This window comes from Eubacterium ramulus, assembly GCF_045002895.1.
In the GTDB taxonomy this organism is placed as follows: Bacteria; Bacillota; Clostridia; order Lachnospirales; family Lachnospiraceae; genus Eubacterium_I; species Eubacterium_I ramulus.
Genome location: NZ_CP173382.1, coordinates 2,405,442 through 2,422,439 on the forward strand (window position 1 = coordinate 2,405,442; position 16,998 = coordinate 2,422,439).

The 16,998-nt window shown below is 41.1% G+C and carries 14 protein-coding genes and 2 pseudogenes; 1 reads left to right on the forward strand and 15 read right to left on the reverse strand.

The annotated features are described in order from the left end of the window. Positions 1 to 9 precede the first annotated feature (9 nt). The 5 genes from mobQ to ACIRUQ_RS11305 form a co-directional block, all read right to left on the reverse strand. On the reverse strand, positions 10 to 1,737 hold the full coding sequence (mobQ, locus tag ACIRUQ_RS11285) for a MobQ family relaxase (protein ID WP_055291186.1): 1,728 nt from the start codon (positions 1,735 to 1,737) through the stop codon (positions 10 to 12). After that, the gene (locus ACIRUQ_RS11290; RefSeq protein ID WP_055291188.1) at positions 1,737 to 2,102 is read right to left on the reverse strand and encodes a DUF3847 domain-containing protein; all 366 of its coding nucleotides are present in this window, start codon (positions 2,100 to 2,102) and stop codon (positions 1,737 to 1,739) included. Before ACIRUQ_RS11290 ends, mobQ begins: the two co-directional genes overlap by 1 nt. Before the next feature lie 339 nt (positions 2,103 to 2,441). Further along, positions 2,442 to 2,642, reverse strand: a complete 201-nt coding sequence (locus ACIRUQ_RS11295) for a helix-turn-helix transcriptional regulator (RefSeq protein ID WP_055291190.1) — start codon at positions 2,640 to 2,642, stop codon at positions 2,442 to 2,444. A gap of 41 nt (positions 2,643 to 2,683) precedes the next feature. Further along, positions 2,684 to 3,094, reverse strand: a complete 411-nt coding sequence (locus tag ACIRUQ_RS11300; RefSeq protein ID WP_055291192.1) for a single-stranded DNA-binding protein — start codon at positions 3,092 to 3,094, stop codon at positions 2,684 to 2,686. Positions 3,095 to 3,829: 735 nt separating this feature from the next. Continuing rightward, complete coding sequence (locus tag ACIRUQ_RS11305) at positions 3,830 to 4,582, reverse strand: MerR family transcriptional regulator (protein WP_055291194.1); 753 nt, start codon at positions 4,580 to 4,582, stop codon at positions 3,830 to 3,832. A gap of 116 nt (positions 4,583 to 4,698) precedes the next feature. Here ACIRUQ_RS11305 and ACIRUQ_RS11310 point away from each other — a divergent pair, with 116 nt between their 5' ends. Beyond that, complete coding sequence (locus tag ACIRUQ_RS11310) at positions 4,699 to 6,024, forward strand: MATE family efflux transporter (RefSeq protein ID WP_055291196.1); 1,326 nt, start codon at positions 4,699 to 4,701, stop codon at positions 6,022 to 6,024. A 95-nt stretch (positions 6,025 to 6,119) separates the two neighbouring features. Here ACIRUQ_RS11310 and ACIRUQ_RS11315 read toward each other — a convergent pair whose 3' ends face one another. The 10 genes and pseudogenes from ACIRUQ_RS11315 to ACIRUQ_RS11360 all read right to left on the reverse strand — a co-directional run bounded on the left by ACIRUQ_RS11315 (position 6,120) and on the right by ACIRUQ_RS11360 (position 16,878). Beyond that, complete coding sequence (locus ACIRUQ_RS11315) at positions 6,120 to 6,479, reverse strand: hypothetical protein (protein ID WP_055291198.1); 360 nt, start codon at positions 6,477 to 6,479, stop codon at positions 6,120 to 6,122. Positions 6,480 to 6,494: 15 nt separating this feature from the next. Beyond that, entirely contained in the window at positions 6,495 to 8,399 is a 1,905-nt protein-coding gene (locus tag ACIRUQ_RS11320; protein WP_055291201.1) for an FtsX-like permease family protein, read from the reverse strand. After that, positions 8,386 to 9,144, reverse strand: coding sequence for an ABC transporter ATP-binding protein (locus ACIRUQ_RS11325; protein ID WP_055291203.1), 759 nt, complete (start codon positions 9,142 to 9,144; stop codon positions 8,386 to 8,388). The genes ACIRUQ_RS11320 and ACIRUQ_RS11325 overlap by 14 nt, the downstream gene beginning before the upstream one ends. A gap of 158 nt (positions 9,145 to 9,302) precedes the next feature. Beyond that, the gene (locus ACIRUQ_RS11330; RefSeq protein ID WP_404856554.1) at positions 9,303 to 10,070 is read right to left on the reverse strand and encodes a sensor histidine kinase; all 768 of its coding nucleotides are present in this window, start codon (positions 10,068 to 10,070) and stop codon (positions 9,303 to 9,305) included. Next, positions 10,071 to 11,588 (reverse strand): annotated as a pseudogene (locus ACIRUQ_RS11335) (N-6 DNA methylase); the annotation flags it as partial. 1,292 nt (positions 11,589 to 12,880) lie between these two features. Next, a complete protein-coding gene (locus ACIRUQ_RS11340) occupies positions 12,881 to 13,279 on the reverse strand; it encodes a TnpV protein (protein WP_306773777.1) in 399 nt (132 codons plus the stop codon). An 809-nt stretch (positions 13,280 to 14,088) separates the two neighbouring features. Continuing rightward, positions 14,089 to 14,364: a hypothetical protein gene (locus tag ACIRUQ_RS11345; protein ID WP_002594666.1), complete on the reverse strand. Its 276-nt coding sequence runs from the start codon at positions 14,362 to 14,364 to the stop codon at positions 14,089 to 14,091. A 12-nt stretch (positions 14,365 to 14,376) separates the two neighbouring features. Continuing rightward, positions 14,377 to 14,673, reverse strand: coding sequence for a hypothetical protein (locus ACIRUQ_RS11350; RefSeq protein ID WP_015512770.1), 297 nt, complete (start codon positions 14,671 to 14,673; stop codon positions 14,377 to 14,379). Between the two features lie 203 nt (positions 14,674 to 14,876). Further along, positions 14,877 to 15,380 (reverse strand): annotated as a pseudogene (locus ACIRUQ_RS11355) (type IV secretory system conjugative DNA transfer family protein); the annotation flags it as partial. Next, a complete protein-coding gene (locus ACIRUQ_RS11360) occupies positions 15,355 to 16,878 on the reverse strand; it encodes a collagen binding domain-containing protein (RefSeq protein WP_082432901.1) in 1,524 nt (507 codons plus the stop codon). The pseudogene ACIRUQ_RS11355 and the gene ACIRUQ_RS11360, both read right to left, overlap by 26 nt. Positions 16,879 to 16,998: the final 120 nt, after the last annotated feature.

Below are 16,998 nucleotides of genomic sequence, written 5' to 3' on the forward strand. Positions count from 1 at the left end.
GACAGACTTCTATAAACTCATATCATAGTTCCGTTTTTTCCTCACTGTCTGTTGTTTTGCATCACGCTCTGCACATTCTTTCTTCTTCTCATCCAATTTTCTCAGGAGAGAAGTCTTCTTTTCTGGCTTCTTCTCTTGCTGATTCACCGGCTGTTGCTCTGCTTTACCGCTTTCTTCAAAAATATCTTCCGTCTGAGCTGCGTGAAATGCTGGGAACTTTGTCTGCTTCTCGCTTTTTTCTTCTGAACGCCCGGAAGTATCTGCTTCTGCCATTTCCCGGTCACGTCTAGCAATGTCTGCACAACTCTGTACCTTTTTTACAAATGCAAGTTCATCCTGATAAGGCTGATTATCTGCTTTCAGCTCTTCGATCACAGATCGGAGTTCTTCTTTCTCTCGTTTCCATCTGGCAGTTGGCACCTTTCCATTTTTATCCAGATGCTGTTTCAGCTCCCGTTCACATTTGCGATAATAATTGATTTCTTTCTTGTGCTGCTGATAGTATTTCTCCCGTTTTTTCGAGAAAAAGAAATGGTTGTACTCGTCTATCAATGGCTGATTTGTCTTTATTACTTCTGCCATCTTTTGTAGATTTTCCAGTTTCTTTAACTGTTCTCGCTTTTCGGAAATCTCTTTTTTACTGACTGATACAACACCATTCAGTTCATCAATCCTTCCCAGCAGATCCTCCATTGTTTCTATCTTATGGGTCTGGAGATAATTGATAGATTTTGCAAACTCCTGTAAGTTGGAGAGATTCTTCCCTCTCCGTTTCATCTCCGCATAGAAATTTGGGAGCGGTAGTCTGCTCTGCGTTTTCTTATCATAATAATCTTGCAAGCTTTCCAGAAGTGTCGGATTCTGCCTGCGATCCAGTTCGGCTTTCATTTCCTCATGCGCTGTCTTCATCCACTGAATGGATTCTTTCAGCGAAATAAACATCTGGTTGAACTGCCGGATAGCTCGGTTCAATTCCCCAATCACTGTTTTAATTCCCTTTTTCTCCATTGCTCGCACTTCATACCCTTCATGAATCGTCGGAATCAGATCAATTCCCTGCTCTTTGTAAGAGCGATGATCAATTCTTGCTGCCATGTGACATTCCCGGAATTTTTCGTTCACCTTCTCTGTCCACGCTCTTCTCCATTCCTTTAAAAGCTCCGGATCATTCCATCCGGTAGTGGAAACAGCATTGAATATATCCTTTCCTCTGGCATCTTTAATCCGATTTCCGTCTTCATCCAAAACATATTTCCGCTTCTGCTTGTTGCCCCATCTTCCATCTTCTGTAAAAGGACGGATTGGAACAAGTACATGAAAATGTGGATTGTCTGGTTCATCTTCGTTCTTTGATTTTCCCTCATGAACCGCCAGATCTATAATCATACCACGTGCTACGAACTGTTCCCTGCAAAACTCTCTCGCCAATTCTATATTTTCATCCAATGTCAGTTCATTTTGTAAAGCAATATCAAAAGAATAAGCTAACTGTGCCCGTTTACTTTTCTCTATCTGCTCTACTTCATTCCAGAGCGTTTCCCGGTCAGACAAACGTTCCGGCACATATTCCGGAGTCAGGATTTCTGTGAAAACCACTCCTGACTTTTTAGTATAGTCATGCGTCTGTCCATAATAATCGTTATAAAGCCTCTGCCCAGAAATATAAGCTGCGGAATTAACTACCGTCTGACCTTTTCCTCTGGAAACCTGCTTTACCGAAAAATAATACAGTGCCATTAGCTGCCATCTCCTCTTTCTGCTTTTTCAACTGCTTCTGCAATCTGCTGTTGCTCTTTGTGTAAGGCTGCTATGTGAACCTGCCGCACGATACTCTTGTTGCAACTGCTGTTCTGCAACTGATCCATAACATCCTGAACATCTTCCTGTTCCAAATCTCTGGATAATGGAAATGCTTTCTCAAACTCTGCACCTTTAACAATCAATCTGTGGGAACGTTCCTTTCGTTCCACCAACTTCTTTCTCTGCTCCAGAATATTTTTATTGTGAATCGCATGTTCCAGTTCCTTTTTACTTTTTTCCATGTTGGCTTTCAGTTCTTCCAGTGACATGGATTCATATTTTGGATTTTTCGCTCTGCTCAAGTTTTCAACCTCCTACTCTTTCTGTAAATAAAAAGAACCGGTCTTTTCACAAATGCCGATTCCTGAATATAAAAAACTGAGGTCGTCGTTCCACAATAAGGACATACTGACCTCTGTAATCTTAAAAATCTTTAATTGCTACAACAAGATAGGCCTTGTGCCGCAAGGGGAAATTATCCCCTTGTCCGAAATCTATGATTTCGCTATATTCCCGGATTGAAATTCTTCAAAATCGGGAACAGCACCGCAGGTCGCACGATACAGGCAGATGTAATTGCCTGTATAGAAGTGCGCTCTTAGCTTTGCTAAGAGAATCATGCCGTATCCGGCTTGCTACCTTTAATCTGTAAATTCCATCATCTCGTCAATAGTACAATTCATTTTCTTACAAATTTTCTCGACTGTTTCCATTGATACATATTGATTTTTTCCCATCCGGGCAAGGATATTTGCACTAATCCCGGTGAGGTGTTGCATTTCTATCCGTTTCATATTTTTATCAATGAGCTGTTTCCACAATCTGTTATAACTTACACTCATAAATAACCTCCACATTTTTATTAGGCAGATTTCTGCTTTTATTAGTCAAACGGAATTTCTCCATCCTTCGCTTCCATAAATCCGTCTTTATCTGTTTTCGGAGTTTCTGATGAATCTGCTCCAGCACCGCTGTCCTTGTTCTGGGCAAATTCATGTTCTTCCACAATCACATCTGTGGTATAAATCGTCTTTCCATCCTTATCCTTATAACTGCCAGTGCTGATGCGACCACCGATCACAATCCGCATTCCCTTGTGAAGATATTTCTGTGCAAACTCTGCACTCTTACCAAATGTTACACACGAAATAAAATCCGCTTCCTGTTCACCATCACGTTTATATTTTCTGTTCACTGCCAGTGTATATCTGGCTACTGCCATATCATTATCTTTTCCGGCATATTTGATCTCCGGATTCTTTGTCAGTCTTCCCATTAAAATCACTCTATTCATAGTTTTTACGTCCTTTCCGGGCATGATACCCTTTAATCATTGTTATTAGTTACTTGTTGCATCAGCGGTCTATTGTGCGTTTCCCTGTCACCTGCAGCCGTCTCAGACTGCCTCTGCCTGCATACACAGGTCACTGATCATAAGGCTTTGATCAACCGCCCATCATCGGGAGTGTCATTATGATTCCGCTTGCTTTCAGAAAAAGAAAGGTCATGGCAGAACTCCTGGTAGGCTTTCAGGGTGCACTTATCAATTGTCAAGGTTCAACAAAGGAACATTCCAAAACGTCCTCTAATTACTAAAGTCAAATGACTTTGCAAGATGCAAAAGATTCGTGATATTTTTTTACATTTTTATCATTTTTTCTTTTACTTTCGTTAGTCCCTTCATATACTCTGTATTGGGAGCGACAAAATCGGACATGATTTTGGGAAATTTTGAAAAATAATTATTCCTCTACCTATAAAGCGTTGGAAATGGTATTTACCAACCCCTTTTTGCAAGTTTTTTGTACATAAATGAAATACTTCTTCGCCAGTTGCATGTTTCCAGAGAACGTGAGGTCATAGATTTTCTTGAAAAATCATTTTTCCACTAATCACATGTGGCAGAATGTATAAAGTCAGATGATTTTGAAAAAAGCAAAAAAAGAAGCACTGACCATTCTGATAGTCAGTGCTTGTAAAATGATTATTCTTTCATTACAGGTCAAGCGAATAATAGTAACAAAACAACTTATTGAATTTCCACAAACGTCTTATAAAAATCATATGTCTTTCCGTTTTCTTGTGCACAGAGAAGAAAGCGGCTGATGATTGCACCGGTACGGTACGTTTCCTGAATGTATACCAAGTGTTCGGGCAGATCGTTAGGAAAACCGGTTGTCACTTCTTCTTTCATCAAAAAAGTTATATATCTGGCAGATTGTTTTTGCCAAAGAATACTGGATTCCGGAAAGGATGAACTCATGTCAGCAGAGACTGTAATCCCCCGTTGTTCCTGTGGCAGGGATTGTGAATCCTGCACCCTTGTATATAGATAAGGATTTTCAATATACCGGCATAGCTTATCTCTTTCAATCAAGTCAAAGGAAACAACACAGTCTGTATCAATATCTGTTTCCTGATACGGCTGTGCTTTCAGCATTTCCAGCATTTCCACTGCCTGCATATGATAGCGCAGCTTCTTCATACGTCTTGTAAGCATCTCCTGCTGTCGTTTTAGTTCTACTATTTTTTCGGCAAACAATTCTTGATGCTGTTTCGGTGTAGAAGCTTCCATACCACAGATTTCCTTCAACTGTAATCCAAGATTTTTATAAAAAATCACATCGGAAATTGTCATTAAATCTTCAATCGTGTATTCCCGATATTGGTTTTCGGATTTTTTTCCGGGATGTAAAACGCCTTTGTCCTCCCAATATCTAAGAGTAGATGCCGATATATCAAAAAATCTGGCTATTTCACCGATTTGAAATTTTCTGTCCATAAATATTCCCTTCCTGTTTTCAAAACATACTTACTGTTATTTCCCTACTATAGCATTTTTTCTATTGACCTTCAATCTACTTGAAGGTTTATCCTATGATCAGGAGGGAAACTATCATGGAAAACACTTTAATTTTTACTTCGGAAAAAGAGGTACGCTTCGGAAAACTATTGAAATTTATTATTCCGACATATCTGACTTCACTCTTTAACACAGTTTATACCATTATTGACGGGATCTTTGTGTCTGCATATGTTGGTACCGATGCTTTAGCTTCTATTAACATCATTTACCCTATTGTGAACGTATTAACCGGAATCGCACTTGTATTTGCAACCGGAGGCAGTGCCGTTGCAGCTTTGCACATTGGTGGTAACAGAAAAGCAGAAGCAGACCGTTCCTTTTCTGTCAGTACGGTTGCAGCCATCCTGCTTGGGTGCCTTATTTCCCTGCTGGTTCTTGCAAACCTGTCTGCAATCCTGTCCCTGCTCGGTGCGACTGACATAACGATAGCAGGCTGTATAACATACGCACGTTGGTGGCTTCTTGCTGCTCCTGTTGTAATCGGAAAAGAACTGTTTACATATTTTATCCGTGTGGACGGTGCTCCCACATACAGTTTTCTGACAGCTTTATCCGGTGGTATTTTGAATATCATTCTGGACTATGTTCTGGTCGGACGTATGCACATGGGAATCTATGGTGCGGCACTGGCGACGATTCTTGGACTGGTATTATCATTTACGATGGGAATTTATTACTTTATCCGTAAACATAAATATCTTTCCTTTACTCTGCGTAATTTATCCCTACACGAAGCAATACACTGTATGATAAATGGCGCATCTGAATTTGTCGATCAGCTTGCCATAGCAATTACAACCATCGTATTTAACCGCACTGCACTCTCCTTTGCCGGTGAAGATGGTGTTGCAGCGGTTTCCATTATCATGTATCTGCAATTTTTATTTATCGGAGTCTACTTTGGTTTTTCTATGGGCATGGCACCTGTACTAAGTTATGCATATGGAGATCGAAAAATCAGTATCTGCCGAAAATTAGAGGGGTATGCTCATCGCTTTTTTATAGCAGCTCCGATCATCATTTATGCACTTACCTACTTTCTCGCTCCAGCAGGTGTGTCCTGTTTTACAGATAAATCCAGTCCCGTATTTTCCCTTGCTGTATCCGGAATGAGGATTTATGGACTTGGTTTTCTGTTTTCAGGAATCAACATTTACGCTGCTGTTCGGATGATGGCATATGGGAAGGGATATTTCTCCGGTCTGATCACATTTTTACGTTCATTTGCATTATTGCTTTTATTTCTGGCTGTGCTTCCTCGTATATTTGGTCTTGCAGGAGTATGGCTCGCCGTTCCTGTAGCAGAAGCTCTGACCTTACTCGTTTCTGTATGGTTTCTGCGACCGATTCAACCATAAAAAGGAAAGGTTGTTCCATAATCGTTCAATATTATTCACTCTGAAAGCAAATGGATAGCCACCTGATTTCATCGCAAATCAAGTGGCTATCTGATTTATCCGATACTCGCAGAAATATTCAATACTTCTTTTGTCTGGGAATTGAAGGTCACTGTATATTCATACACCTCACCTTTTTCAGGCGAACTGGTTTTCAATGCTGTAACACTTACAATATTTTCATATGCTGCTTCCTGCTTCTGTTCGGAATCCAGCGGTACAAACTCCTTTTCACTGATTTGTTTTCCAACACTATAAGAAAAATCGTCCTCATCAATGTCAACCGCATACTCGTTAGAAATCATCTGATTTGCCTCTTTAATAATCTGTTTTTCTTCTTTAGAATACGCACTATCCTTTGTTCCACATCCTGAAAACGTCCCGATCACCAGTACTGTGGAAATCAGTATACTCAAAATCCTCTTCATCTTTTAAATCCTTTCATTACTCTGATATACTTTACGGAAAACTGCCTTTTTGTAGGAAACATTAATAATAAAATAAACTACGGTCTGCACTGCAAACAACACAATGGTACATCTGAAAGCGACAGGCACATTAGAAACGATTACATATTGCTCACTGATTGCAATTCCAATCCACAGATATGCTACTGCGACAAGAAATGGTATCCACAAGATCAGAGAAGTCACTTTACTAAGTGCTGCAGATAATTCTTTTTTTGACAGACCGATTTTTACAATTCCTCTATACTTCTTACACTCTGCTTCCAGCTCCGAATAGAGTCTGGAATAGATAAAACTTGCAACAGCAAGAATGAATGTAAAGCACAGCATACTTCCAATGTATAAGGTCAGGTTGTTCTGCAGCTGCGTAGAGTGATAATAACTGTATGCATCGATTACATTAGCATCTCTGGACTCAATCGTAGAGTTCAGCTTATTTTTTATTGTTTCCGGACTATCGCTGTTCGTTTCCCAATTATCATAGAGAAATGCCGTGATAGTTATATTTTTCATCTGCGGCTGCAATGCTTCAAAAACAGCATCATTTAAAACACAAATACTGCTGGTAAAACCAGACAAAGTGATGATGGAATCCGTATTTCCCTCTACGGATAATGTCAGACCATTTTCTTCAAAAAATGTCTGCATTGCAGATGGAACTGTTGTTATTGTTTCTCCTGCATTTCCTGTAACGAGAAAAACTCCGTCTTTTGAAACTGCCACCGGTTCTCTGTCCAGAAACTCCATCATTTTATTATATTCACTGGCAGAAATGATTGCTTTACGAGACTCCTCCGATTCGCTGTACCACAGATCAAAGGCTGCCTCCTGATATCCTGGCAGGTTTTGCAGTTCCTTTTCAATCACAGCCAGATCGCCGGAAACATCCGCATTTTCTGTCCATGCATTGTAACTCATGGCATATGGCATGATCTTTTCCGTTTCCTCTTTCACGCTTGTTGACATGGAAAACAAAATAATGATGGCAAAAAATGAAATAGCATACAACACGGCTGAAATTGTCATTGCCTGTGTATTTGCCCGCATTTTCGCTTTCTTGTCACTGCTGTAGAGCAGACGCCCTTTTGCGTGACTGCCTTTAGTAAGAGCAAGGACTATGCGCATTCCATATGCAAACAGCAGATATGTCCCGAGAACAACCGTAAAAAGCATGGCAAAAGATGTAATAAAGCTTTCCTGTATGTCTTTCGCCATCTGTGTTTTGCCTGCAAAAACACTTGTCAACAAGACCACTAAGATGAAAAAGATAATAAGGAAGGGCAATAACTTCTGAGGCGCTTCACCGGTCACCTCTGTTTTTAACAGCCGCACGACTTCTTTTTTGCGGATCAGCTTCGGTGTAAAAAAAGCAATAGATAGAAATACAAGCCCCAATGCGATCATGGTTACAACAATTGCCTGTATCGGAAAATAAAACGTAAAATCAGTTACACCGATGACCTTATTGGCAATGTCGAGAAAGAATTTCGAAAACACCAGTCCCAGAATGATACCTGTTATGATGGATACAAATCCAACAACCATATTTTCCAAAAATATAAGCTTATTCAACTGCTTTTTAGATGCTCCCAAAATCGTGATCAAACCAAATTGTTTGCTTCTGCTTTTCAAAAAGCATGCTACAGAATAAGAAATAAAACAAATAGTAAATCCAATTGACAGAATTTCTCCTGCTATAAGAATCAATCCCATTGTACTTTGTTTATCTACGATGCTCATAGCAGGATGGAAAGATAAAACCGTAAACAGGAAGAAAACAAATACAGAAAATACGCAATTTACAAAGTAAAATATATAATTTCTTCTGTCACGACTGATATTTTTACGGGCAAAATCAAATAATGTCACGTGGCTCACCTCCCAAAAGGCTCATGGCGTCAGCAATTTCCTGCTGAAAAGCTCTTCGATTTCCACCAGAGACAATCTCCTGATACAGCTGTCCGTCCTTGATGATCAGCACTCGCTTACAATAGCTTGCCACAAAAGAATCGTGGGTTACCATCAGGATGGTGGCATTTTGTGTTTCATTCAGCATTTGGAAAAGTTCCATAACATCCTTTGTTGCCTTAGAATCCAGATTTCCGGTTGGTTCATCAGCTAACAGCAGTGATGGATTGGTTACAACTGCACGGGCAACAGCGGTTCGCTGTGCCTGACCTCCGGATATTTCAAAGGTCCGTTTCGAAAGAAGCTGCTGTATTCCCAGCATCTTAGCAACTTCCTCCGTGCGTTTTTTGATTTCAGGAACAGGAATCCCCTCCAATGTCAATGGTAACATGATATTCTCCCCAACTGTCAGTGTATGAATCAGATTAAAATCCTGGAATACAAAACCAAGCGTACTACGTCTGAAATGTGCCAGTTCATCATCATTCATTTTATGAGGATCTTGTCCATCAATGCTTACATTACCGCTGGTAGGATGATCAATCGTTGAAACTACATTCAAGAGGGTACTCTTACCACTTCCTGACGGTCCCATGATTGCCACAAACTCACCTTTTTCAATACTAAAATTAATATCACTCAAAGCCGTATATGGAACCTTTCCCTCATATATTTTTCCAAGATGTTTTGTTGTTAATATAGACATTTTTAAACCTCCGTTATTACTTGAAGAAATAACTCATTAGTCTTTCTTGTTCTGTACTCAATATAGCAGACTTTATCATAAATAAAAATCGAGAAAGATTACAGAACATGACAATTTTGTAATCTTTCTCGAAATGTTGAAACAATTTATGATTGATCTTATTTGTGGTTGCTAAAATAGATTGTAAACGTACTTCCTTTTCCTAATTCTGACTGCACTTCAATGGTGTGTCCCAGATAATCTAAAATCTGCTTTACCATATACAAACCCAATCCACTGGATTCTCCGCGCTGTCTCCCATTCTGACCGGTGAAGAACAAATCATAAATCCGTCTGATATCACGGGGATCTATCCCACAGCCTTCATCCTGAATATGCAAGACAGCGGAATCTCCCCTATTCTCAGCACAAATGACGATTTTTCCACCTTCATTGCTATACTTGAGTGCATTCGTCAAAAGCTGGTACAAGACAAACCGCAGCCATTTGGTATCGCTATAAACCACAAGCTCCTCCATCACTGCAAGCTTTGGAAAAATGCCCTTTGTGATGAACGAGCTTTTCAGCTCATTGATGCAGTCTTTGCAGACACTATTCAGATTGACCTTTTCCGAATGAAAATCATTTTTTATTTCATCCAGTTTATACATATTTAAAACCTGATCCAGGTCATATTGTATCTGCGATGCTGAATGTGCTATTTTAGAAAAATCAGAATCACCTTTTTTGTTTTCTGAGATCAGACGGATTACAGACAGAGGTGTTTTAAGCTGATGCACCCACCGATAGATCATGACCTTGCTCTGCTTTTGCTGCTCCTCCAGACGAGTTATACGACTTAGATATATGCGGTGCTGCTGCTCAACCAACTCCCGATAATGCTGTTCCTCACGTCCTTTCGGTTCTCTGATCAGGAAATCTTCCATAGCCTTACGTTCCAGTTCTCCGTCCTCTCCGATTATCTCCAATGCGGAAAGCAAAGAGAATGAACTGTCCTGCGAAAAAGCAGAGGTATTTGCACGGCTGTTAATGAGTCCGTACTTACCTGAAAAGGTATCATAAAGTCTGTTTAATCGCTCCTGCTCCGCTTTGATTTCGCTGTCAGGGTAATCTTCTGTCTGCAATTCAATCAGCGTTCTGACGGAATTTCTAATAGCAATCATACCCTTAATTCGGTTCTCTGCGGTTGCCGACACTTCCACCGGAGTCATACGGGAATTTTCACGATAATAGATTTTATCGTCTACCACCGTATATGAAAAGTTTCTCACTGCCGGGTCTGCCGGAATAGAATTATCTTCCTCCTCCAGTTCTTCCTCGGCTTCATATTCCGTGATTTCTCCGTGAATGTTTGCTACTGCTTCATCAAGCTGTGCTGCAAGGTCTGCATTTTCATACGGCACACAAGTTGCTTCCATACCGAAACGCCCCGATACCATTTTCATTTCTCCAAGTATCATTTCGGGGTGCTGCACAAAATAAGAGTTCATCTTAATTCCGTTCTCATCGGTATCAAGATGAACCCAATCCGGCTCAATATCTATCAGTCTGTCACGCTTTTGCAGGATAAGAATATCCGAAACGACTTCCGTTCCTGCATTACCCTTAAAGGTATTATTCGGCAATCGGATTGCTCCAAGAAGCTCTGCTCTCTGTGCAATATACTTTCGTACTGCTAAAGTTTCCTTGTCCATTGTGCCTTTGCTCGTTACAAAAGCCATCACACCGCCGGGTCTTAACTTATCGAGGGACTTTGCAAAAAAGTAATCGTGTATCAGGAACTTATGCTTGTCATACCTTTTATCCGATACCTTAAAATCTCCAAAAGGCACATTTCCGACAACGCCATCAAAGAAGCTGTCCGGTAAATTGGTTTCTTCAAATCCCTGTGCCGCAATGGTTGTTTTCTGGTAAAGCTGCTGTGCAATGCCTGCGGAAATCGTATCAAGTTCCACACCGTAAATCTTACTATCCTGCATTGAGTCAGGCAGCATACCGATGAAATTACCAATACCGCAGGACGGCTCTAACAAATTGCCCTCCTTAAAGCCCATTTGCTCCATTGCCTTATAAATGGCTGTGATAACTTCGGGCGGCGTGTAGAACGCAGTCAATGTGCTTTCTCTTGCCGAAGCGTATTCCTCTGGTGTTAATACCGAAGAAAGTTCCAGATATTCAGTTGCCCACGCTGAATTATTTTCATCAAAGGCTTCTGAAAGTCCACCCCAACCGACATACTTTGATAAAACAATCTGTTCTTCAGGCGTGGCAAATCTGTTTTCTTCCTGACATTTTTTGAGAAGCTGTATCGCCATAATATTTCTGCGGAAGCGTTCCTTTTTACCTACCGTTTCAACCTCATTTTCTCTGAGATTAAAGGTATGACGGTCTGCCATAGGCACATCAGGGTGCAGGTCAAAGCCTTTGACCTTTTTCTTTTGCTCCCAAGCCGGAACTACCGGCTCAGGCTCTTTATCATAACCGTTTCCTATGCGATACCCCTGACGATGCATCTCATCATAGCTGTCAAAGCCTGACTGTGAAGCTACTATCTCTCGATAATCCTCAATCGGCATACTGCCCATATTGGTCTGAACTTCTTCCGCTTCATTTCTTTCTTCAGCAGGTTCTTCCTTCACAATCAAATGCTCATTCATCGGGTTCTCTCGCACTTTTCTGTCAAACTCTGTGCGTGAAAATTCCTTATTGAACAGTGGCATATCATAGTCATAGAGCATTACTCTCTCATCATCAACAGATAAGATTTCATACTCAGAAGCACCGATATACACCTTATCGCCAAGATGATATTCATACTGCACATCTTGCGGCTGTTCTGCTTCTTCAGGTTCTTTTTCGGTTGGTTCAACCTCTTGTTCCGGCGGTGCATTAGAGAGTATCTCACGATTTCTTTTCGTTTCCGCAATTTTGGTTCTGCGTTCCTCTTGGCTTTCAAGCCATCGAGGATAGTGTTCTTTTTCCTTTGGATTTAAGTATCTGTCCATTCGGATAAGTTCCCCGATACGCTTCTCCACCTGCGACCACGAAAGTGTAATATGTGGATTTTCTTTACCGATACCTTTCGTAATCGTAATACCTTTTCCGTCGTGGCTCTCATCAATTCCCGCTCCGATTATGACGGGATAAGAGCCTCCCCAACCGTACTCATTTTTCAAAAAGTCTGCATTCTCTTTTGCAGAAAGGCTTTTTTCAAACTGTTCATAGATACGCATTTTACCCTCAGAAAATCCGCTTCCATTCGTAAGAACAGCGTCGATAATCTCCTGAGAAAAAGTAAAGGCAGAGGGTTTCTTTTCCTCTGCCTGACCGTCTAATATGAATGTCATCTGACCGTCCATCGACGGTAATGGTTTTATGCTGTCGCTTAATTCTCCCAGTAATCGCATAGCTTCAAAGTGTCGGGCAATAACAGCCCAATCATAAAAGCTCTGTGCGGTTCTGCTGTCATATTTGCCCTCCCACAAATGCAGAACATTTTCAAAGGTCTTATATCCTACTGTCCTGCCGTCCTCTAGGGTAAGCTCTGTATAATCATTATTGAAAATGCTCTTTATATACTCTGTGCGGTCTTTGTTATCAAGATTGCGTTCATAATAATCTTTGATTTCTTCCAGACTTGCCGACAAATGCGGTGTTGTTCTGAGAATTTCATTGATTACCTCATCACGCCCAAAGAACGGAAGGCTTTTGTCCTCGTGAGTTCTATCGTAATACTCTAAACGAATATCACTTCCGCTTTCACGATTTCCTGTGCCGAGCTGCGAAGAGCGTTCATCAGACGAACCCATTTCATCATATCCTCTGCTTTCATCTGTTCGGTCACTCCCTCTTTCTGTGCCATCTGGCTCAGGATTGTTTCTTCCATCTTGCTGGCTCTCTGTTCCACTTCCGCCAAGTGCTGTGTCAGTTCGCCCCTCGTCAGGAGATTGTAGTAAAGGACTCTGTGATGTTCCTTCAGAAACTTTCTCCTCATCTGAGCGTATCTGCCCAAAGTCACTTCCGGCTGCTGTGGAAGTTTCAGGTTCGGAAGGCTGTAATCGCCCACCATTGTGTAGGTCAGTTCGTTCATTGTCCAAACTCCTTTCGTCGTTATTTTCAACCTTATTGTATTCATTTCTGTCCTGACCGACAATTATGCGATTTTGACGGTTAAGTGCGGTAATTGTTTTAGATACTTCCGTCAATCCCATTTCTGCAATATCACTGGTAGCAAAGCCAAGTGCATTGAGTGTTTCCTGCGTATTGAAGTTGGTAACATCTCTGAAATCATCAAGTTCAAAGTAACCGTCTGTATCAACACCAAGCCTTGACATCATCATATATGCCACACTGTTTGCTACAACATTTTTATAAATGGAAGCCACAATATCATTGTCCACTTCCTCAAGGAAACTGCCTTCGGTTGCATAGTAAAGGTCTTGCAGATAATCAGGGATATTATCCTCTGCCGCATTTCTTGCTGCTCCCATAATCGCTTCGGCAAGACTGCTCTTATTCTCAATCTCTCCGAAAGTGCTTTCCAATGTTTCAATCACATCTGCTTCGTATTCCTGACGCATATCCCAAATCGGAACTGTTCTTGAATATCTGCTTTCGTGGGTATCTGAAATATCAAAGTAATGTGTCAGTCTTTGCCTTGTACGGTTTTCATCAGCAAAAACAGCAATACCTCTTGCACCTCGGTTGACCCATCTGCCGAAAATTCTATTCCACTGTTCTATCTCAAGAACTGCTGTTGCGTCAGGTAGCTGTGCATATACAAGAAGCTGTTCGTCATAGCGTAACTTATAATTTCGGCAAGCCGAAGCCAAGAATGCCTGCCAGTTCTGAGGATTTGATACAACCGTTTTGCAGGTGCGGTTGTAAAGCTCAGAAATAAGGTCATATTTTCGTGCCATTACCCTTGCACCTCCTTATCGTTTCTTATCTCTGCTCCTGCATAGCAGGCTCTTTCTTCTCATTGTTACCTTTATTTTTTACTGCTTCATCAGAACCTCCGCCCAAATACGAAAAGAGTTTACCGGACTTTGTATTCTTCTGAAGCTCCATAATCACACCCATATCAGGAATCGTGATATTCGGGATTTTCAGGATTGCTTCCATATCAAGCTGCTGCAACTTTTTCTCCGTATCACAACCGGAGTCAAAGAGTTTATTCAGCACCTTGACCTTATTCTGAAAAGTTGCTTTGTCTTTCACGAAAATACCTCCTTAGCTAATGTTGATTACAATAGAAATACTGCCGCTCTGTTCTTCTTTCTGCGGATTACGTGAATACTCAGGAAAAAGGGACTGTACTCTCTGCCTTGCCCTGCGTATGGTTTCAAAACAAGGAAGTCCGTATGCTCGGTAATTAAATACAATATCCTCAAGCGGAAGATTTCCGGCAGGTATATATCCGTATTGGTTGTAATAATGCAGAATGAGAAGCATATCATCATACCTCGACATCGGGCATTCCTTTAAGATTTCAAGCACTCGGCTCTCCACCGTTTTCTGTTGTTTCATAATGTTCCTCCAAAAAATTAAAGGGACAGAGTTTTTACGCTCTGCCCCGACTGGTTAATGTTCGCTTGTTACTTACTTCTTGCGGTTTTTAACCTGAAGAAAGATAAAGCCGCCGACAATAACGGCGACTAATGCGATAGCGATAATTGTCTTTGCTTCCATTACTCGTTACTCTCCTTTTTCTTCTTTTTGTGTGCAACAACAGAAGTTACAGCGATACCGACAGCAGAAAGTCCGGCAAGGACATACTTGTGCGTACTCTGCTCGTTACCACCAAGGTAGATAAAGGTATCACAGTTGCCAGGGATTGTCTCCCAGGTATCTTTGAAAAGTGCTTTTAGCTGTGCAAAGTTCTGAATGATGATGATACTTGAAATCTCACGGCTTCGCATTGTCGATAACAACGAACAGAAGTCATCGGGCAATGCGACATTCGCAAATTCGTCTAACATAAATGTCACATGGATTGGCAGCCTTCCTCCGCAGTTAAAGTCCGCCTGATAGTACAATTCCTGAAATATCTGCGTATATAACATACCGATAATAAAGTTATAGGATTTATCACTATCCGGGATTACACAAAACAGTGCTGTCTTTGTCTCACCATCCCCATTTACTCCAATACCGATATCGGACAGATTAAGCTTATCTTTTGAGAGTAATCGTAAAACCTGCTTATTCTCAAGAAATGCAAGTTGTGTACTGCTTCACATATTCGTTCTTATCAATATTGAAGATCTTAAACTCTGCATTTGGTACAAGTACTGTCTGCTTTGTATCGGAATCCTTCTTGATTACACGAAGCTTTGCAGTAAACTCCCTGTCAAGGAATACTCTCCATGTCTGAGGCTTGTCAGGATGGTTCTCGCTGATTTTTACCTCAAATGGCTTGATTGTCTTCATGTTATGCGGAGTCTTTGACTCTACTACCACATAAGTTCCATAAGGAATTGCAATAGAAACTGCATGTCCCTTGTCATCGGATGTGATTGTTGTTGCTCCGTTTTCCCCGATTACTACCGGAGTTGCCTTGTCAAAGTCATAACTTCCATCTGCCTTTACAGGTAAAGATGATTTCAAATAAGCTGTGAACTCTGCACCTGCCAATAAGCCTGCTTCAGTATCATCGCCATTGTCAGATACCTTGATAAGCTGGAATGGCTGCTTGATGACCTGCTCTGCTGAGGTTGTGCTTCTTGATACCTCTGCTACAAGGTCTCCCTCATAGTCGCAAACTACATCGTGCTCCTCTTCGTCTAAAAGATACCCCTCTGATGGAGTGATTTCTTTCACATAATAGTTTCCAAGGTAAAGGTTATTGACCTCTGCCTCGCCATTCTTATCTGTTGTAAGTGTTGCTACAAGATCTCCTGTTTTGAATACAACTCCTGTTGCTCCGTCCGGATGCACGATATCGTTTCTCGCATAAAGACCATAAACTGCACCTTCAAGGCTTGCATCTCCCTGGGCTGCTGCCTTGCCTGATTCCTTGTCTACCTTGTAGATATGAATCTTTGCTGTGGTTCTGTCATTTACAAATGTGTGACTGAATGATGCCTTTGCCTGTGTTTCAGGTAATACATTGAAATTGAAGCTGTAAACATCTTTACTGTTTCTGATATACGCATATGGTGCCTGTGTCTCTGAGACATAATATCCGTTAGAGATTGGCAGATCCACGCTGTAGCTTGCCTTTCCGTCCTCACCTGTAGTTACTGTCTCAAGAGCTGTACCCTTTGTCACAATAACCTGTCCGGCATAGTTTTTGATGTCATTTCCGGCATAAAGTGTGTACTTGCCGCCATCAAGAGGGTTCTCTGTGTCAGAGTCCTTCTTTACGACAGATACATCCGCTTTCTGTCTTGTATTCTCAATCGTAGTTGATTCATACTGTACTGTCACAGTCTGGTCCTTATACTCAACTGCTACTGTCTGAGGTGTGGTATTGATTGTATACCCGTCAATGCTCTTAATCTCAGTTACCACATAAGTTCCAAGATGAAGGTCAGATAATACCACCTGTCCGTCAGTTCCTGTTGTAAGGCTTTCTGCCACTACATCGCCAGCATTGTAAACCTTAGTACCATCTGCCTTGTAGATATCTGCTCCAGCAGTTACCTTGAATGCTGCTCCGGAAAGCTTCTTTTTCTCATAAGTGAAATTGCTTCCATTCCATGAACTAAGCACCTCATCTTCCAGGTACATGCCCCGTAAATTTACTACCTACAGATACTCTGCAGTGCAAACTACTTTGCAAATCTGTAACTGATTATTTAATTGTTCATCCCAAGTTTTTCTTGGAATGTCCATATATTACATTAGTTT

What these genes read in the sequence shown, in the direction of transcription:
- mobQ (WP_055291186.1), bottom strand. Translation starts at nt 1,737, where the DNA reads ATGGCACTGTATTATTTTTCGGTAAAGCAGGTTTCCAGAGGAAAAGGT.
- ACIRUQ_RS11295 (WP_055291190.1), bottom strand. Translation starts at nt 2,642, where the DNA reads ATGAGTGTAAGTTATAACAGATTGTGGAAACAGCTCATTGATAAAAAT.
- ACIRUQ_RS11300 (WP_055291192.1), bottom strand. Translation starts at nt 3,094, where the DNA reads ATGAATAGAGTGATTTTAATGGGAAGACTGACAAAGAATCCGGAGATC.
- ACIRUQ_RS11305 (WP_055291194.1), bottom strand. Translation starts at nt 4,582, where the DNA reads ATGGACAGAAAATTTCAAATCGGTGAAATAGCCAGATTTTTTGATATA.
- ACIRUQ_RS11310 (WP_055291196.1), top strand. Translation starts at nt 4,699, where the DNA reads ATGGAAAACACTTTAATTTTTACTTCGGAAAAAGAGGTACGCTTCGGA.
- ACIRUQ_RS11325 (WP_055291203.1), bottom strand. Translation starts at nt 9,144, where the DNA reads ATGTCTATATTAACAACAAAACATCTTGGAAAAATATATGAGGGAAAG.
- ACIRUQ_RS11330 (WP_404856554.1), bottom strand. Translation starts at nt 10,070, where the DNA reads ATGGAAGATTTCCTGATCAGAGAACCGAAAGGACGTGAGGAACAGCAT.
- ACIRUQ_RS11340 (WP_306773777.1), bottom strand. Translation starts at nt 13,279, where the DNA reads ATGAATACAATAAGGTTGAAAATAACGACGAAAGGAGTTTGGACAATG.
- ACIRUQ_RS11350 (WP_015512770.1), bottom strand. Translation starts at nt 14,673, where the DNA reads ATGAAACAACAGAAAACGGTGGAGAGCCGAGTGCTTGAAATCTTAAAG.
- ACIRUQ_RS11360 (WP_082432901.1), bottom strand. Translation starts at nt 16,878, where the DNA reads ATGTACCTGGAAGATGAGGTGCTTAGTTCATGGAATGGAAGCAATTTC.